The organism is Fibrobacterota bacterium, assembly GCA_019509785.1.
Lineage (GTDB): Bacteria > Fibrobacterota > Fibrobacteria > UBA11236 > UBA11236 > Chersky-265.
In genome coordinates, this window is sequence record JAEKLQ010000048.1 from 40746 (window position 1) to 57218 (window position 16473).

Sequence of the window (16473 nt, forward strand, 5' to 3'; positions counted from 1 at the left end):
GCCGAGCCGCCATCCTGTCAGGGTCCCTTTGGATACGCTTAGCGGCGGTACCATTTCGGCCCCCGGAAGGGCGTGGCCTCCCCGATCGATTGCATGGCTTGATCGAAAGCCTTCATCCAATCCCGGCCCTTCAGCTGGCCGCGGTACTCCAGCTTGGTCGTGAAGGGGCCTTGGGCGATGGCGCGGCCTTTGGAATAATCCCAAAGCAGGTACCAGCCCTGCAGGAGGATCCGGCTTTTCGTAATCGATCCGCCGAACTGGAAAGCTTGGAGTTCCTCTTCTTGCAGGGAGGCCTTAAGCGGCCCCACGCATAAGACGAGATCGGCTTTGATGCCATGCTCCTCCAGCCAGCCGCTGTCGGGGGCGGAATAGGTATGCATAGGCTGTCCGTGGCTGGTCGGCACGGTGAGGCGGACGCGCCGGCCTGTGGGCGCGGGCGGGACCGAGTCGGGCACCCTTATCGGCAGCACGTAGTCCACGGCGGGAGCGAAGCCGGACCAGAAGGCATTCCCGAACTCCCGCGTCAGCACGGACCGGGAATTCTCTCCGGGCGGGCCAGGAAATTCATGGAGCAAAGAGTAGTCGAGGGCCGGGGCGCTCCCCAAAGTTGTCGAACCCGAATCGGGTAAGATGACCGCCAAGGTCCTACCGGCATAGTCGCTCCCCGCTGGGCCGCCCTGCGCGGGTTCTTGCCGGCGCTCGCCGGCGCAACCGCAAAAGACGATGACGGCGCCGGCGATCAGCGGGAAAGAGGAACGGAAAAGGACTTGCATTTCGCAAACATAACTTCCGCCCGCCGCGCCTCGCGCCGCGGCTACCTCGGCAAGGCCCGGTCCTTCGGCAACTTGGAAACGATCCACTACTTCCTCGCGTCGCGATGTCAAAGAACCCTCAAGCGCGTTGCCGTTTTTGGCGGCGCTCCGGCCTCTTGGGAAGGCAGGGGTTTTTGAAGTCTAAGCCGTTGATATGGAACTGGATCCGCGAAATCGGGCGCTGGTAGAATAGCCTTTGCCAACGCGCCAAACGATTCGGGGAATATGTTCAAACGCCATTCGGACGAAGACCTCTCCTTGCCCGCCAACGACTGGACCTCGGGGCTTGCCTCCGGGCCCGCCATGCCGGGCTTCCTCAGCCTGCGCCGCATCCTGCAACGGGACCTGCCCGATCCGGAGGGCCTGTCCGAAGCGCGGGTCATCTCCACGCTCAACGCCGTGGAGTTGGAATTGCTCGAGCACGGCATCAAGGTGGACTTCCTGGATACCCTGCCCGCGCGCGTCGCCTATCGCGGCATCCTGCAAATGCTGGATACCCCCATCGAGGCCGCGTCCTCGCCTTACGCCGTCACCCACCTGGACGGCTGCGATAGCGCATGCGAATCCTGCTTCCAGTTGGCCCATTGCTCCGTGGCCCGGGAAATCCTGGGGTCCGAATGGCGCGCCGCCGTCGACCAGGCGGGCATCAATCCCTCCTGGTCCGCCTTATTTGCCGCGGAAGAAGAGGATTAAGAGCCCGTATTGGCCTCGTCGCCCCTAATATCGGGGGCGCTTACCTCCCTGCCCCCCTTTCCCCTCACCCCCATCGTTTTTACCTTTCGCCACTTGGCCTCGGCCGTCCGGGGTGTTTTTTCGTATGGATTGGACCCAAGATGTCGAATCGCGTGGTAGTGGGCGCCCAATGGGGCGATGAAGGCAAAGCCAAGATCGTGGACTTCCTGACCGAGGAGGCCGATCTCGTCATCCGCTTCCAGGGCGGGGCCAATGCGGGGCATACCGTCGAGGTGGGCGATCAGAAGTTCATCTTCCACCTGATCCCGGCCGGCATCATGCATCCAGGCAAGCAATGCGTGATCGGCAACGGCGTGGTGCTAGACCCCGCCCAGGTTCTGAACGAGATCGACGAGGTGCGGGCCAAGGGCATCGACATGGACGGGCGCCTGTGGATCGCGGAGAACGCGCAGGTCGTATTGCCTTATCACAAGGTGATGGATCAGCTGAAGGAGAAAGCCGCCGGGGCTGCCGCCATCGGCACCACCGGCCGCGGCATCGGGCCGGCCTATTACGATAAGGTCAACCGCAGCGGTATCCGCGTAGCCGATTTGCTGGAAGAGGACGGCCTGCGGGCCCAACTCATCAAGCAAGTGGCCGCCCATAACGAGATCATCCAGAAGCTTTACGGCGGGCAGGCCCTCTCCCTGGACGCCATCTTCGAAGACTACCGTTCCCTGGGCAAGCGCCTCAAACCCTACGTCGCCGACACCGTCGCCATCGTCAATTCGGCCTTAAGGCAGAAGAAGCGCCTCATCTTCGAAGGCGCCCAGGGCACCGTTCTCGACGTGGACCATGGCACCTACCCTTTCGTGACCTCGTCCAACACCGTGGCCGCCGCGGCCTGCATCGGCTCCGGCGTAGGCCCCACCGCCATCGATCAGGTCATCGGCGTGGTCAAAGCCTATACCACGCGAGTCGGCAACGGCCCGTTCCCCACCGAAGAGATCGGCGACGTGGGCAAGGAGCTGCGCCTGATTGGGCATGAATACGGCGCCACCACCGGCCGCGAACGCCGCTGCGGTTGGTTCGACGCGGTGCTGGTGCGACGCGCCGCCATGGTCAACGGCCTCACCCATCTGGCCATCACCAAGATGGACGTGATGGACGGCTTCGACGAGATCAAGGTGTGCATCGCCTACGAAATCGACGGGCGCCGCATCGAGCAGTTCCCTTCCCAGATCTCGGTCCTGGAAAAGGTGAAGCCCGTTTACGAAACCTTGCCGGGCTGGAAGGCCCCCACGGTGGGCGTGACCGAGTGGCAGGCCCTGCCGGCGAAAGCCAAGCAGTATCTGGAGCGGGTCGCGGGGCTGCTGGATGTGCCCATCGGGCTCATCTCCTTGGGGCCGAAGCGGCATCAAACGGTACGGATGGAGATGTAGTGGCCGGATCGTCCGGCCCCTCCTGGATTTTTTCACGCGGGAGACGCGCGACATGGCACTGAAAAACGAACTCCTCCGGGGCGTCGATCTCTTCTCCGCCCTCGACGATGCCCAAGTGGACACCCTGGCCTCGATGATCATCGAGAAGGGATTCAAGAAGGGCGAGATCATCCTCATGGAGGATGACGACACCAGCCAAAGCCTGTTCATCATCGCCAAGGGCGAGGTGAAAGTGGTGCTGACCGCCGAGGACGGGCGCGAGGCCATTCTGGCTTCCTTGAAGGAGGGCGACTTCTTCGGGGAGATGTCCCTTTTGGACGGCGAGCCGCGTTCGGCCACGGTACGCGCGGTGGAAGACTCCCGCCTCCTCACCATCCGCCGCGAGGACTTCCTTTCCGCGTTGCGCAAACAGCCCGATCTGGCCCTGACCCTGCTCGGCGAAATGTCCAAGCGCCTGCGCCGGTCCAACCGCCAAATCAGTTCCCTGGCCCTGATGCGCGTCTACGGCCGCGTGGCCGCCACCCTTCTGCAGCTGATGGAAGAGCGCGGGATGCGCACCAAATCCAAGGACGGCCAAAGCATCATCGTGGTGAAGGACAGGCCCACCCAGCAATTCATCGCCGACATGTCTGGTACCACTCGGGAAACCGTTTCCCGGGTGCTGAATTACTTCCAGAAAAAAGGGTATATTGTCCTCGACGGAAAGGACCTCCTCATCTTGCAGGAGGAGGAACTTAAAACCTGACCTTCCTCACCTGAAAGGGACCTCCTCGCCGGTGCTGGCCCGCTTCTTTTCCAGGCCCTTCTTCCTCGCGGTTCTACTGTGGGGATTCGTCGGCGTCGTCCTATACCTCCTCATCAACCTGCTGGTCATGCCCTACATGGCGGGCAAATTCAAGGGCACGGTCAAGGTGCCCGCCTTGGTTCGCTTGCCCCCCGACCAGGCGAAGTCTATACTGGATAAAAACGAGCTGATCTACATGCTGGATTCCACCGGCGATTACTCCACCGACGTCGCCGCCGGCCGCATCCTGACCCAGTATCCGGAGGCGGGGACCGAGGTCAAGCACGGCCGCCGCATCTGGGTCAAGATCAGCAAAGGGTTGAAGAGCGTGGAACTGCCCGCCCTGCGCGGCCTGTCCATGCGCCAAGCGGAGATCACCTTGCAGCAATTGGGCCTGAAAGTGGGTCGGGTACGGGAGGTCCGCAATACGACCATCCCCGCGGGCGCGGTAATCGGGACTTCTCCCGCCAAGGGCGCGAATCTGGAGAAGGGCCGCGAGGTCAACATCGAGTTGTCCCAGGGCACGGAGGCGCTGCCTGCGGGAATGCCCTCCTTGCAGGGCCAACCGCTGAGCAGGGCCAAGGAGCGCATCAAGGACCTGGGGCTCAAGCTCGGCAAGGTGGCGTACAAGCGGGACCCGAAAAACCTCCCCGGCACCGTACTCTCGCAATCGCCCGCGGCCGGGGCCGACTACAAAGGTCGCGCCGTGGACCTCGTGGTTTCCAAGTAATGTTCGCCCTCTTCGCCTTCCTCGCCGCCGCCCTGCTGGCGGGATGCGCTTCCACCGGCAAGCCCGCCGCGACGCCGGCCCCGGCGGCCAAGAAGACGGAAGCCCACGACGATCAGCGCGCCTTCATCGCCCATGAATTCTTCCTGCGCGCGCGCCAGCAGGAGATGGAAGGCAACGACGCCGTCGCCCTTTCCTATTACCAGATCGCCTACGAATACGATTCCAGCAGCCGCGATCTGTGTTTCCTTTTGACGGATAAGCTGAAGGGCGCCGGCCGACTGGACACGGCCCTGACCACGGCTTTGCGTTGCCTCGCCTTGCCCGGCCAGCCCGATAGCCGCGAGTACCAGATGGTCGCCGAGACCTATCTGCGCAAAGGGGACTTGACCTCGGCGCTGACCTACTACAACAAGGCCGTTGAGCTGGACGACCAGGATAAGGATCTGCTCTATACCCTGGCGACCCTCTACGAAAGCTTGAAGGATATCCCCCGCCACGTGGCGGTGATGGAGAAGCTGTTGCCGCGCATCGATTACCCGGTGCGCCTGGTGGAAAAGCAGGGCCAGAACTACCGCATGCTAGGGAAGATCGACTCGGTGGCCGGCCTCTACCGCACGGCCTGGGACAAGACGGGCAATCCCCTGTTCGGCGAGAAGCTGGCGAGCTTCTACGAGGACCAGGAAATGTATTCCAGCCTGCTGGACGTGCTGCGCAAGCTGGCGGACGAGAATCCGGACAATCTCCAGTACGAACTCCAAAAGGCGCGGGCCCAGATCCTGGCGGGCCATCCGGATTCCGCCATGACCGCGTACGAGACCCTCATCAAAAAGAACCCCGAAGAGCGGGAATTCTTGTCCCCCTACGCGACCTTGCTCTTCGATCGCGGCAAATACGCGGAGGCCAAGGTCCTCTTCCAGAAGCTGATCAAAGCCCAACCCGAGAATCCCATCTACCATTTCTTCCTGGGCTCCATAGGGATGGAGCTGAAGGAGCGCGCGCAGGCCGAGTCCGAGCTCAAGAAGGCGATCGATCTGGACGGCAAGGTGCCGGAATACTGGGCCAAGCTGGCGTCCTTCTATATCAAGGAAGGCCACGAGAAGAAGGCGCTGGACCTGCTGGACAAGATGGGGGAGAACGGCGCAGGCGATAAGGCCGGCGGGGTTAAATCCGATAGCGGCCGGGGCGATGCCAAGGACTGGTATGCCTACTACATCCGCGGCATCGTGTACACCCAGGTGGCCAAGAAACTGGAAGCTGACGCAAAGACGTCGCCCGACTCGAAGACGTCGCCCGACGCCAAGGCGTCGCCGGACTCGACCGCGCCCCTGTCGGCTTCGGCCGCGCAGGCCAGGCGATTCCGGGAGCAGGGCGTGGGGTATTACCGTAAGGCCTTGGAGCTGGAGGGCAACAACCGGCGCGTCCTCTTCGAGTTGGGCGTGGCGCTGGAGCAATTGGGAAAGCGCGGGGAATCCATCGAGGTGATGAAGAACCTGGTCAAGCTCGACTCGTCGGATGCGACCATCCTGAATTACCTCGGATACATGCTGGTGGAGGAAGGCCGGGAGCTCGATTACGCCTCGCAGTTGATCGACCGGGCCTTGACCTTCGAGCCCGAGAACGGCGCCTTCCTGGACTCTAAAGGTTGGCTGCTCTACAAGAAGCAGGACTTCCCCAGGGCGCGCAAGTTCATGGAGGATGCGGTGGCGCACATCCCGCAGGATACGACCATCCTGGAGCATTACGCGCTCATCCTGGAGAAGCTGGGCCTCTCGAACGAGGCCATGGAAAAGTGGCGGCAGATCCTGAAGTTGGATCCGACCCATGAGTTGGCCCACCGCAAGGTGAACTAGCGATTAATAATCGAAGCCGATTCCCTCGTTGGCATCGATAGGGCGGAAGTAGCCTTTAATGCTTCTTGGTGTCCTCACGCAGATTTGTATGTGGTTCTTTTCCTTAAATCCTGCGTTCGGATACAAATGATTGCCTTCGAAAAATACTCCTCGGACCGTATCGAATTCTGGCTTCCCATTTTCTCGATTGGAAGCGTGCAGTAATTCAATCACTGCACAATCCAATGGGCGTAACAAGAGGTCAGCCCCATCCTCAATTGCCTTGTTCCTGGGCATCTCCCCATTTATGGATTCAATCATGGATTCAAGTGAAAAGTATCCCTGTTTAACAATCTGAAGATGGTCGTATTGGAGGAGATTCAGGCAGTTGCCAAGATCAATGATTGCGCCAATAACGAACGGATCCTGGATTATGGATTTAGACTTACCAGGATTCTTTTTTATGTGGTCCGCATATTCAAAGGCGCGTGCGGGATCGCTTTCCCAGAAATAAGCCCCGTTCCCGAGCCAATCATATTTATTCCGGCTAGGTTTGAGTTTATCTTTGCCCGATAGGATTTTCTCTCCTATGGATCTGTTACAACCATGGTATGCGAGGATGAAAGAAGAGAATGATCCCGACATGGCCCGGGATTAGCGGTACGGCTTCTTAAGTTGTCCCTTAGGAGTTGTGATGCCGGCCGAGGCCAATAATTTACGGGCCGCTGAAGGGGAAGCAGAAATTCTCTCGCCATAATGCTTCAGGTCAGTAGCGAATTTCTTTGCTTCGCTGGAGGTCATTTGCGAGTGCTGAGTTGGCCTTGTGGATTGATTTTTGTTGGCCATAGTTCGATTTTCCCGCCTATCCTATCAGGTATCAAGATTAAAATAACATATTAACCCGACACTCAAGTATGGAGGAGTGCGCCTTCTCACACTTGGGTTGATCGAACCTCAAATGGCTATATAACCAAATATGAAATCGCGCCTTCAACTAAGAATCGATTCGGAAGTTTTAAATAAGGCAAAAAGTTACGCCGATCGGGAAGGAATTGGCGTTTCCCGGTTGGTTTTGAACTTTTTCCAGGGGCTCTTCGAAGAAGAGAAGAACAAACCGAAAAGAGCACCGATTCCGAAAGTTCCCCGGGGGAAATCATCAAAAAATCTGTATTCCTCCTAGCCGCCGCCTTGCTCCTGGCCGGCTGCGCCACCGCGCCCCGTTGGCCCGAGGGCCGCTCCCTGGACCAAGGGGTAACGCCTTCGTTACCCAAGCCCCCGGACTCCCTGCGCGCTTCCCTGGAGCTCACGGCCCTGGCCGGCGGCCGCAAGTCCTCGGTGACCGCCGCCTTTTCCGCGCGGCCGGGACAGGCCTATAAGCTCGATCTCTTCGGTTTTCCCGGGGTGACGGCGGGCGGATTCCTATGGCGTCCCGACAAGTGGGACCTGGTCGTCTACGATCCCGGGGAGTACGTCGAAGGCGCGGGCGCGCGCGTCGACATCGGCCTGGCGGGGATAGGGCCCATTCCGGTGCATGATTTGTTTTCTTGGTTATGGGGCGACTTCTTCCCGGGCGATTCCGCGCAGGCGCGCCTTCCAGCAGGTTGGGCGCCCGCCGCCTCGGCGCCGGGCCCGAATCGTGGTTTCACCTACCCGGGGCTGGAAGGGACTTGGCGAGTGGAGTTCGATCCCAAGACGGGACTTCCCCGCGCGGCCTACCGGACCGATTCGGCCTTTCGCATCGAGTTCACGGCCTGGCGCGTGGGCGCGGGCGCGGCCTCTCCCGATCGGCCGGTGCCGCGCCGTGTCCGCTTCTATCGCGCCGGCGAGCTCGTCCTGGAGATCAAGGTTTCCAGCGTGGAGGATGATCCGGCGTGGAAGCGCGATCCTTTCTTCCTGCGCATCCCCAATGGCTTCCGGCGCGTGGATCGATTGAAGAACTAAGCGAAGCATGGGCCAGGGACCGCGTCGGCGCGGTCGTCCCCTGGGTAGCGCCGGGGACGCTTTAGAGTGCGCCCGAGGCGCCCCGCATTCCCATACGCCCGCATTCCGATGCGCCCGCATTCCGATGCGCCCGCATCTCCCGCTGTCGCGCCACGCTCGTCCAGGTCGATGAGCTACCCCGGCCCGGGGCGAGTTTGTACCTTTGTCCACCGGATCAACATCGGATCGGGGATGGCTGCGCGCGCGTATCGGATAGGTTTTCATCAAGGCCCATGGGGCATCGGGCTGTGGGCCTTGGGAGCCTGCGTCGCCCTGCTCGCGCCCGCGGCTTCGGCGCGCGCGGTGCCCAAGCCCCTTTTCAAGGCTTCGGCTGCGGCGCCGGCCTCCCCGGACACCCTGGAAGTCTACTGCCTCTACGTCCAGTTCCAGAACGAAACCGCCAACGGCGGCGACGATGAGCCGACCACGACGGGTTTGGGGACCTTCGGATCGATCAAGGCGGCGACCAAGGATGCGGAGTCGAAGAACAACTATACCCTCGATCCTCCGGGGCCGTGGACCCGGGATACCTCGTACCTGGGCAGGCATTTCGAGTTCGCCCGCAATTATTTCGAGAAGGTCTCCAATGGCCGCGTGACGGTGACCGCCAAGTTCTTCCCGCCGCCGGACAACCAGGGCTTGGTGACGCCCATCCAGCTCGACGGGCGCATGAAGCATTACAATCCTTCGGAACTGGACAAGGACGCCAAGCAGAAGATCAGCGACTTCAACGATCAGCGCGGCCAATTGCTGATGTCCTTCGTGGTGGAGACCTTGCGGAAGGCGGATAGGGCCGAGGACTCTTCGGCCAATCCCTTCAAGGCCGCCAAGGCGGACTCGCTCCGGAATCCCGGCAACGCCAAGAAACACCGGTGTTACCTCCTGTTCCACGCCGGCCACTCGCGGCTTTTGGACGGGGGCCAGCTCGGATCCTTCGGGGCCAATACGCCCAACGATTTCACCGATTTCTTCGTGACCAAGGATGATTTCAGCCTGTTGGATTCGGCCACCGTGGACGCGCGCCGGGGGGCCGGGGCCAAGGCCGATTCGGAATTGATCGCGGCGCGCAAGGGCTACAAGGCCAGCACCGGGGACACCGTCAGCGAGGTGATGATGCTGTCCGAGGCGGCCAGCCAGGATAAGGTGAACTGGGGGATCAACGGGATCCTGGTGAACCAGTTGGCGCGCAAGATGGGCATGCCCGACATGTTCGACGTGGTGCAAGGCATCTCCCAACTGGGCTCCTTCGACCTGATGGATTTCGCCGGCTACAATACCTTGAACGGATTCCTGCCGGTGTACCCTTCGGCTTGGGTGCGGGCGTACATGGGCTGGGACGATCCCGTGGTCGCGCGCAAGGGCGCGGGGCCTTCCAGCGACTACCCGATCTGGTCCCCGACCGAGACGCCTCAGCCGGGCCACGCCACCTTGCTCAAGATCCCGATCAATGATCGCGAATATTTCCTGGTGGAGAACCGCCAGCGGGCGGGCGCCGACTCGATGGTGACCATCCATTACGCCAAGCGGAAGGACGGCTCGGTCGAGTTCACTGACACCGCTTCCGTCCAGGTCCCCTTCGCCAAGATCGATTCCGTCTTCCTGGATTCCATCCCCGATCCGAAGGATCCCAAGTCCAAGAAGCTGATCCCCAATCCCGAAAAGCCCGAGGGCATCATCACCGGGGCCAGCAGCTATGATCTGGGGCTGCCGGGATCGGGCCTCCTGGTTTGGCACGTGAACGAATGGTTCATCTCCCAGTTCCTGAAAGCAGGGGCGGTGAACGCTTTCCTGGGGGATACCCTCAAGAGCCAGTATAAGGGCGTGGAACTGGTGGAGGGGGACGGCGTGCCCAGCATCGGCAAGGAGTTCAAGGACGCCCTGGGCCAACCCGCCTTCGATTACGGGACCGGCGCCGACATGCTGCCGCACCTGCGCAAGAAGCGCCACAATCCCCCCAAGGACACTACCTGGGAAAGTTCCGTGGACACCTTGAACCAGATAGGCCCTTACGGCGCTTCCAGTACCAACGCTTGGAACGACGGGCGCACCCACTTGCGCCTGGAGGCGCCGGTTCCCGATCATCCCTTGCTCGAAAAAGGCCTATCCGCCATCCCCGAGGATTCGGTTTTCGACGTGCGCGATTCGGTGCTGACCCTGCGCGTGGTTTGGCCGGATAACAATACCGTGAAGCAGGATAGCGGCTGGGCCTGGCCGGTGCGGGTCGATCCCGGAGGCCTTCCGCAATCGCTCAACGTGGTGAAAGCGGCGGACGGGACGCCCTACGTGGTCGCCGTATCCGATCGCGGTTATGCCCAGCTCTTCGACGGCAAAGGCGGGGCCGCCCTCGCGCCCGATACCGTACTCAAGGGCCAGCCCGGCTACGATTCGGTCAAGACCTTGCTCCCCAGCGGCTTCACGCGCGACACCAGTAGCGTGCCGGTTACCTCGCTGGCGGGCAAGCTGGGCCCGCCTTCCGGCGCCGCCGTCTTGGGCGACTCGGCTTTGGCCGTGGCCGCGGGCCACAAGCTGGTGTTCATGCGGCTGCGCGCCTCGGGGCTGGGCGCTGCGGGCTCCCGTTCCCCGGATTCGGCCGCCCTAAGGGAGACGGTGACGGTCTCGGTAGCGGTGGGACCGGTGGCCGCGGGCGATCGCTTCTGGGTCGTGACGACGGATCATGCGGCGCGCGCGTTTTCATCCGCGGGCGAGCCCATGGCCTCCATCGATTTGCCGGCGCTGGACTATACGGGATTGGCCGCATTTCCGACAGGCGGCTCGGGCCCCATGGATCTCGCGGTAGCCGCCAAAGGCGGGCAGGTGGTGCGGGTGAACGCGGCGGCCGGAACCGCCAGCGGCCTGGGTAAACCCTTCGGGGATCTGGCCCCGGACAAGGATGAGTCTTTCACGGTGAGCGCGGCCGATTTCGATCGCGACGGCAAGGTGGATTTGTTCCTCCTGGGCTCCAAAGGCGCGGCCAGCTTGATCGGCATCGACGGCGCCTCCCCGCGCATCTTCGCGGGCTTCCCGCAACGCTTCCCGCGCAGCGTGCGCTTCGTCGATACGACCCGGAGCAGCAAGCCCGGCGCCAAGGACAGCATCGTGCAGATCCGCGACTTCATGAGCGACGATGCCAGCCCGCCGGCCTTGGCCGATCTGGACGGGGACATGCGCCCGGACATCATCTTCTCGGCCACCAATTCCATGTTCGCCATCGACTTCCGCGGGGCCGTGCTCCCGGGTTGGCCCTTCAAGCCCGAGGCCCGCCAGAACATCGGCTTCACCTACGGCAATCCCTACTATCCCGAGACGGCCGTGCGCAGCTCGCCCTTGGCCCTGTCCCTGGACGGCCATGCCACGGTGCTGTTGGGCTCTCCCGACGGCCTCATCTACGCCGTCGACAGCCTGGCCCGGCCGCTGAAGACCTCGTCCTTCGACGCCGCGCGGGACCGCAACTCCGGGGTGCTTTCCGCCGACGTCTCCGATTGGCCCCTGACCATGGGAGGCATCACCCTCGATTCCAACGACAACCCCTACATCCATCTTTCGGCGGCGGATCTGGACGGGGACGGGACCTTGGAGCTGATGGCGCAATCGGGGGCCGGCAGCCTCAACGTATGGAGCCTGAAGAAGGCGGCCTTAGGCGCCCGCCAGGCCTGGGGCGCGCCCGGCGGCAACGGCGCGCGGTCCAACTTCCTGGACGTCTCGGTCTGGCCCGCGCCCCCGGCGCCGGGAAGCGCGGAAGAAATCCTGGAGTTCCATTTGTTCCCGAGCCCGGTGCGGGGGCCCGTCGCCACCGTCCACCTGAAGCTGGGAGCGGCGGCCAAGCAGGCCCGCATCCGGGTGTACGATTTGGCCGGCATGCCCGTGGTCGACCAGCGCTGGAACGATCTTCCCGAAGGCTTGCAGGCCTCCGACAAGGTCCTGGACCTCCGCCGCTTGGGCGCCGACGTCTATACCGCCCTCATCGAGGTCACCTTCCCCGGGGGGAAGAAGAAAAAGTGGACCCGCTTCGGGGTCATACGATAATATAGGGGTGCCCCCAAGGCGCCCGCTTCGGCGTGATCCGCTAAAATAAACGGGGATTTGTAAATTTGCTCCCGCTAATGGGCCCCTGTGGCTCGCAAGGAGCGGACGGAAAGCATGTACAAGTACATCATCATGGGCATCCAGGGTTGCGGCAAGGGCACTCAAGCCAAGCTCCTCTGCGACAAATACGATTTCGTCCACATCTCCATCGGAGACATCTTCCGCTGGCACATCGCCAACCACACCAAGCTGGCGGCCAAGGTGAACCGCATCATCTCCAAGGGCCAGATGGTCGGCGACGATCTGGTGGCCAAGGTGGTTTCCGAGCGCATGACCTGGCACAATTGGAATTACGGTTTCGTGCTGGACGGTTATCCGCGCAATTTCCCCCAGGCCGAATTCCTCTTCGAGAGCTACAACATCAACGGCGTGATCCATCTGGACGCGCCCGATAGCCTGGTCACCGAACGCGTGATGGCGCGCCGCGTCTGCTCGAAATGCGGCCTCGACTACAACCTCATCGGCCATCGTCCCAAGGTGGACGGCGTTTGCGACGTGTGCGGCGGCAGGCTGATGCAGCGCTCGGACGATCATCCCGAGGCCATCGAAAAGCGCATCGAGGACTACCACGTCAAGACCGAGCCCATGCTGGCCTTCTTTAGGCGCATCAATATCCTGCATAGCGTGGACGCCACCCGCGCCATCCCCGACGTTTTCGAAGCCATCCGGAAATCCCTGGGACTGCCCGAGAAGGAACGCCCGCTGAATTCCAACGCCCTGAGCACCGAAGCGACGACCTGATTGACCGCAAGCCCGACGCCGTCGGGCCGCCCGCGAGTTAAGCGGGCCTGGAATGCCAACCGAAGGGAGCCCCATGAAAGGCATTATTCTGGCGGGCGGGGCCGGCACGCGCCTCTATCCGCTCACGTCGGTGGCCAGCAAGCAATTGCTCCCCGTGTACGATAAGCCGCTCATCTTCTATCCCTTGGCCACCCTGATGCTGGGGGGCATCCGCGAATACCTCCTCATCTCCACGCCCGAGGACATCCCCCGCTTCCAGGCGCTTCTGGGGGACGGCTCGCAATGGGGCATCCGCATCGAATACGCCGTGCAGCCCAAGCCGGACGGCATCGCGCGCGCCTTCATCATCGGGGAAAAATTCATCGGCAAGGATCCGGTGACCCTGGTCCTGGGGGACAACCTCTTCTACGGCGCCATGAAGCTGGACGAAACCATCGCCTCTTTCAAATCCGGCGCCAAGGTGTTCGGCTATTACGTGAAGGATCCGGAGCGCTACGGCGTGGTGGAATTCGATGGACAAAAAAACGTGGTCGGCCTGGAGGAGAAGCCCAAGGTCCCGAAATCGAACTACGCAGTGCCGGGCCTGTACATTTACGATAACGAGGTGGTGGCCCGGGCCAAGGCGCTCAAGCCCTCGCCGCGGGGTGAGCTGGAAATCACCGACCTGAACATCGACTACCTGAAAGCGGGAAAGCTTTCGGTGCAATTGCTGGGCCGCGGCATCGCCTGGCTCGACACCGGCACCCATGCGAGCCTGTTGGAAGCCTCCACCTTCATCTTTACTTTGGAAGCGCGCCAGGGCCTCAAAATCGCGTGCCTGGAGGAGATCGCCTTCCTGCGGGGCTTCGTCACCGCGGAGAAATTCAAGGCGACGGTGGACAAGATGCCCAAGTCCCCGTACCGGGATTATCTGCTGCAACGGTTCAAAGGGGAAATTTAGACGCGCCGTTCCTGATCCAGGCGTTCGCGCACCCGCAATGCCTGGTCTTCCGGCAGAAAGGCCCGCGCCAGGACCAGGATGTCCTCCAAGAAGGCGATCAGGGCCGGCCGATCGCCGGATCGCACCAAGGCTTCCGCCAGCTTGTCCCATACCCTCGTGTCCAGCGGACGCTCGGCGAAGGCGGCTTCCCATTCCCGCTTCGCCCTTGCGGAGTCTCCGGCGGCCTCGGCCGCTTGGGCCCGGTTCGCGCGCACGTCCACGGAAATGAAAACCCGCTCCGGGATCGAATCGAGGCAGGCCATCGCCTCGGCGGCCCGGCCCAACGCGCATAATGCCTGGGCTTGCGTTTCCACGCACTGCGCCTGAAGGAGGCGCGCGAAGGCGCTATGGCCTTCGTCCCCGGCCCGCAGGGGACCGGCGGGATCTGGCGATGTCCCCAGGTCCTGTTGATAGGCGCGATTGATGTCGGTGTTGAATCCCTTTCCCAAATGGATAGGCGGATAGTAGCGGGAGTAAAGACCGCGCAATCGATCGATGCGATCGGCCGGCGATTCGGAGGCAGGGGCGCTAAGGGAATCCAAGATTTTCCCGCAGACCTCCGCCAGGGACAGGACCGCCTCCCAATGCCCGCGCCGGGCCTCCAGGCGCATGCGCAGGAAAGCGGCGATGGGCGCGGGTTGCCGTCCGTCGGAAAGCAGCCGCTCGATCACCGCCTCCGCCGCCGGCATGGGCTCGGACGAGCCTTCCAGCAAGGTAAGCAGGGTGGCGGGCAAGGTCTCGGCATCCAGGCCGGGCAAAGCCGGAGTCAGAGCCTGGATTTCGGCCACCGCTTCGGGCAGGGTATAGGTCGAACCCAGTAAGCGGATTTTCGCCAGGGCCTTGGCGGAATGATAAGGTATCGCGTCCGGTACGGTATCGCCAGAGTTACCTTGGTCATCGCGGGGAACCGGGCCCGTGGCTCCGGCCTTGAGCCCAGGGGCTTCACGTGCGGCGAATTCCAGCAAGGATCGGATCTGGTCCGCCTTACTGTGCCGCGCCACCGCGATGCGCGCCGCATCGCCGACCGCCGCCAGGCGCGCCGGATCGGACAGCAGCTCGTCAAGCCGCGCTTCCAGACGGTCCGGATGGTAGCGGAAGTAATGCTTGCCTTCCTGGAACAGGATGGGGACTTCCTGGTTGGAGGCTTCCACCAAAGGCGCGGATCCGCAGGCCATGGCCTCGAACAGGCGCATGTTGGCTTCGCCGCGGATGGAGAAATTGAAGACCAGGCGGCTACGGTTGAGCACGTCCACATAGGCGCCATCGAAGGCTTGGCGCAGGTGGAGGGGCCGGTCCCCCGCCCATCGCGCCACGCGCGCCAAAAGCCGGTTACGTTCCCCGTGGAGCCCGGCGTTCAGGTTCCCGCAAAAGGAAACGTCCAGGTTACGTCGGAGCCCGAAGGGCCGGAAGACCGCCGGATCATGCCCGAACAGGGGTTGATGGAAAACGTTTCCGATGCCGGCCCGGCGCAACATCCGGTAGCCGGGCCAATCGGTGAAGCAGAAATCGAAAAGCGGGCACAGGTCCGGCAGGAAGCGCAGGCAAACGTTCCAATCGGTGATGAGCAGGATTTTCATCCCCGGGAAGCCGGCCAGATCGGAGGGGATGGGCAGGTATTCCGGGCTGGCGATGATGAGGGCTTCGGGCCTTTCGGCGGCGGAAATCAGGGGCAGTATGTCCCGCAGGGCGCGGCGGGCGAACTCCGGATGCGGCGCGGATGGATCCGTTCCGGGAGGCAGGTAATCATGGAAGGCACGCAGAGCGATGCCGTCGGGCGAGGGCAGGGCCAGGTTGCTGAGGACGCGCGCGGGGGCGGGAGACATGGTAACCGATTATCCCACAATGCGATAGGGCGATGGGAGAGGCCAGGTCCTATTTCGACGATACTTCGCGTATGCAACGGCTAAAAAGAGAGGCAGGAACCTTTCCATCTTTACTGGCATTGGGGAACCGTTGAGTCGTTGTATGCCGAGATCTTTTTCGGCTGAGGCGGACGGCTTATGGCGGGAGGCATGTAGTAGGGATTCCGATTTTGATGAGCCATAAAACGGAAATCCAAAAGAAATTTTTTTGGTTAAGAGTCGAAAACAGATAGAGCGAAGGTAAATTTCAATTTTCCGCAGCTTCTACTCTAATGGTTTAAGCAGGCATTAAAAACTTAAGGGGGCACAATGAAGTTTATTGCACCGTTATTTCTGGCGGCTTTTTTCCCCGGACTCGCCTATTCGCAAACGTATGTTTCCCCGACTTATGGTACATACACCATCATTTCGATAGAACGGGATCCCGAAAAAATCCAATGTGGATCCCAGTGGTCGGATACGATCATGGCCATCAATCTGAAAAACGTAGCCGACAATTCGACGGGATGGGTTTGGGTAAGTACCAATAAACCCGCATACAAGGATGTGCTTACGATTT

Annotated in this window: 12 protein-coding genes; 9 read left to right on the forward strand and 3 right to left on the reverse strand. The window is 61.9% G+C overall.

What is annotated here, in order from left to right:
* Positions 1-38 precede the first annotated feature (38 nt).
* A complete protein-coding gene (locus tag JF616_14575) occupies positions 39-773 on the reverse strand; it encodes a hypothetical protein (GenBank protein ID MBW8888976.1) in 735 nt (244 codons plus the stop codon).
* A gap of 264 nt (positions 774-1037) precedes the next feature.
* On the opposite strand from JF616_14575, the gene JF616_14580 reads away from it, so the two are divergent.
* The 5 genes from JF616_14580 to JF616_14600 all read left to right on the forward strand — a co-directional run bounded on the left by JF616_14580 (position 1038) and on the right by JF616_14600 (position 6290).
* The gene (locus JF616_14580) at positions 1038-1505 is read left to right on the forward strand and encodes a hypothetical protein (protein ID MBW8888977.1); all 468 of its coding nucleotides are present in this window, start codon (positions 1038-1040) and stop codon (positions 1503-1505) included.
* A 140-nt stretch (positions 1506-1645) separates the two neighbouring features.
* A complete protein-coding gene (locus tag JF616_14585) occupies positions 1646-2926 on the forward strand; it encodes an adenylosuccinate synthase (protein MBW8888978.1) in 1281 nt (426 codons plus the stop codon).
* A gap of 52 nt (positions 2927-2978) precedes the next feature.
* Entirely contained in the window at positions 2979-3671 is a 693-nt protein-coding gene (locus JF616_14590; GenBank protein MBW8888979.1) for a Crp/Fnr family transcriptional regulator, read from the forward strand.
* A 31-nt stretch (positions 3672-3702) separates the two neighbouring features.
* Positions 3703-4440, forward strand: coding sequence for a PASTA domain-containing protein (locus JF616_14595; protein MBW8888980.1), 738 nt, complete (start codon positions 3703-3705; stop codon positions 4438-4440).
* The gene (locus JF616_14600; protein MBW8888981.1) at positions 4440-6290 is read left to right on the forward strand and encodes a tetratricopeptide repeat protein; all 1851 of its coding nucleotides are present in this window, start codon (positions 4440-4442) and stop codon (positions 6288-6290) included. Before JF616_14595 ends, JF616_14600 begins: the two co-directional genes overlap by 1 nt.
* Before the next feature lie 3 nt (positions 6291-6293).
* Here JF616_14600 and JF616_14605 read toward each other — a convergent pair whose 3' ends face one another.
* On the reverse strand, positions 6294-6914 hold the full coding sequence (locus tag JF616_14605) for a hypothetical protein (protein MBW8888982.1): 621 nt from the start codon (positions 6912-6914) through the stop codon (positions 6294-6296).
* A gap of 543 nt (positions 6915-7457) precedes the next feature.
* Here JF616_14605 and JF616_14610 point away from each other — a divergent pair.
* From JF616_14610 to rfbA, 4 genes are all read left to right on the forward strand, one after another.
* Positions 7458-8210, forward strand: coding sequence for a hypothetical protein (locus JF616_14610; protein ID MBW8888983.1), 753 nt, complete (start codon positions 7458-7460; stop codon positions 8208-8210).
* 231 nt (positions 8211-8441) lie between these two features.
* Positions 8442-12272, forward strand: a complete 3831-nt coding sequence (locus tag JF616_14615; protein ID MBW8888984.1) for a hypothetical protein — start codon at positions 8442-8444, stop codon at positions 12270-12272.
* A 114-nt stretch (positions 12273-12386) separates the two neighbouring features.
* Complete coding sequence (locus JF616_14620; protein ID MBW8888985.1) at positions 12387-13073, forward strand: nucleoside monophosphate kinase; 687 nt, start codon at positions 12387-12389, stop codon at positions 13071-13073.
* Positions 13074-13146: 73 nt separating this feature from the next.
* The gene (gene rfbA / locus JF616_14625) at positions 13147-14013 is read left to right on the forward strand and encodes a glucose-1-phosphate thymidylyltransferase RfbA (GenBank protein ID MBW8888986.1); all 867 of its coding nucleotides are present in this window, start codon (positions 13147-13149) and stop codon (positions 14011-14013) included.
* Here the strand turns inward: rfbA and JF616_14630 are convergent.
* Positions 14010-15875 (reverse strand): glycosyltransferase, encoded by a 1866-nt coding sequence (locus JF616_14630; protein MBW8888987.1) that lies wholly within the window; start codon positions 15873-15875, stop codon positions 14010-14012. The genes rfbA and JF616_14630 overlap by 4 nt on opposite strands.
* Positions 15876-16473: the final 598 nt, after the last annotated feature.

Excerpts from the sequence above, each read along its gene's own strand:
- JF616_14575 (MBW8888976.1), bottom strand. The coding sequence starts at position 773 with ATGCAAGTCCTTTTCCGTTCCTCTTTCCCGCTGATCGCCGGCGCCGTC.
- JF616_14580 (MBW8888977.1), top strand. The coding sequence starts at position 1,038 with ATGTTCAAACGCCATTCGGACGAAGACCTCTCCTTGCCCGCCAACGAC.
- JF616_14585 (MBW8888978.1), top strand. The coding sequence starts at position 1,646 with ATGTCGAATCGCGTGGTAGTGGGCGCCCAATGGGGCGATGAAGGCAAA.
- JF616_14590 (MBW8888979.1), top strand. The coding sequence starts at position 2,979 with ATGGCACTGAAAAACGAACTCCTCCGGGGCGTCGATCTCTTCTCCGCC.
- JF616_14600 (MBW8888981.1), top strand. The coding sequence starts at position 4,440 with ATGTTCGCCCTCTTCGCCTTCCTCGCCGCCGCCCTGCTGGCGGGATGC.
- JF616_14605 (MBW8888982.1), bottom strand. The coding sequence starts at position 6,914 with ATGTCGGGATCATTCTCTTCTTTCATCCTCGCATACCATGGTTGTAAC.
- JF616_14615 (MBW8888984.1), top strand. The coding sequence starts at position 8,442 with ATGGCTGCGCGCGCGTATCGGATAGGTTTTCATCAAGGCCCATGGGGC.
- JF616_14620 (MBW8888985.1), top strand. The coding sequence starts at position 12,387 with ATGTACAAGTACATCATCATGGGCATCCAGGGTTGCGGCAAGGGCACT.
- rfbA (MBW8888986.1), top strand. The coding sequence starts at position 13,147 with ATGAAAGGCATTATTCTGGCGGGCGGGGCCGGCACGCGCCTCTATCCG.
- JF616_14630 (MBW8888987.1), bottom strand. The coding sequence starts at position 15,875 with ATGTCTCCCGCCCCCGCGCGCGTCCTCAGCAACCTGGCCCTGCCCTCG.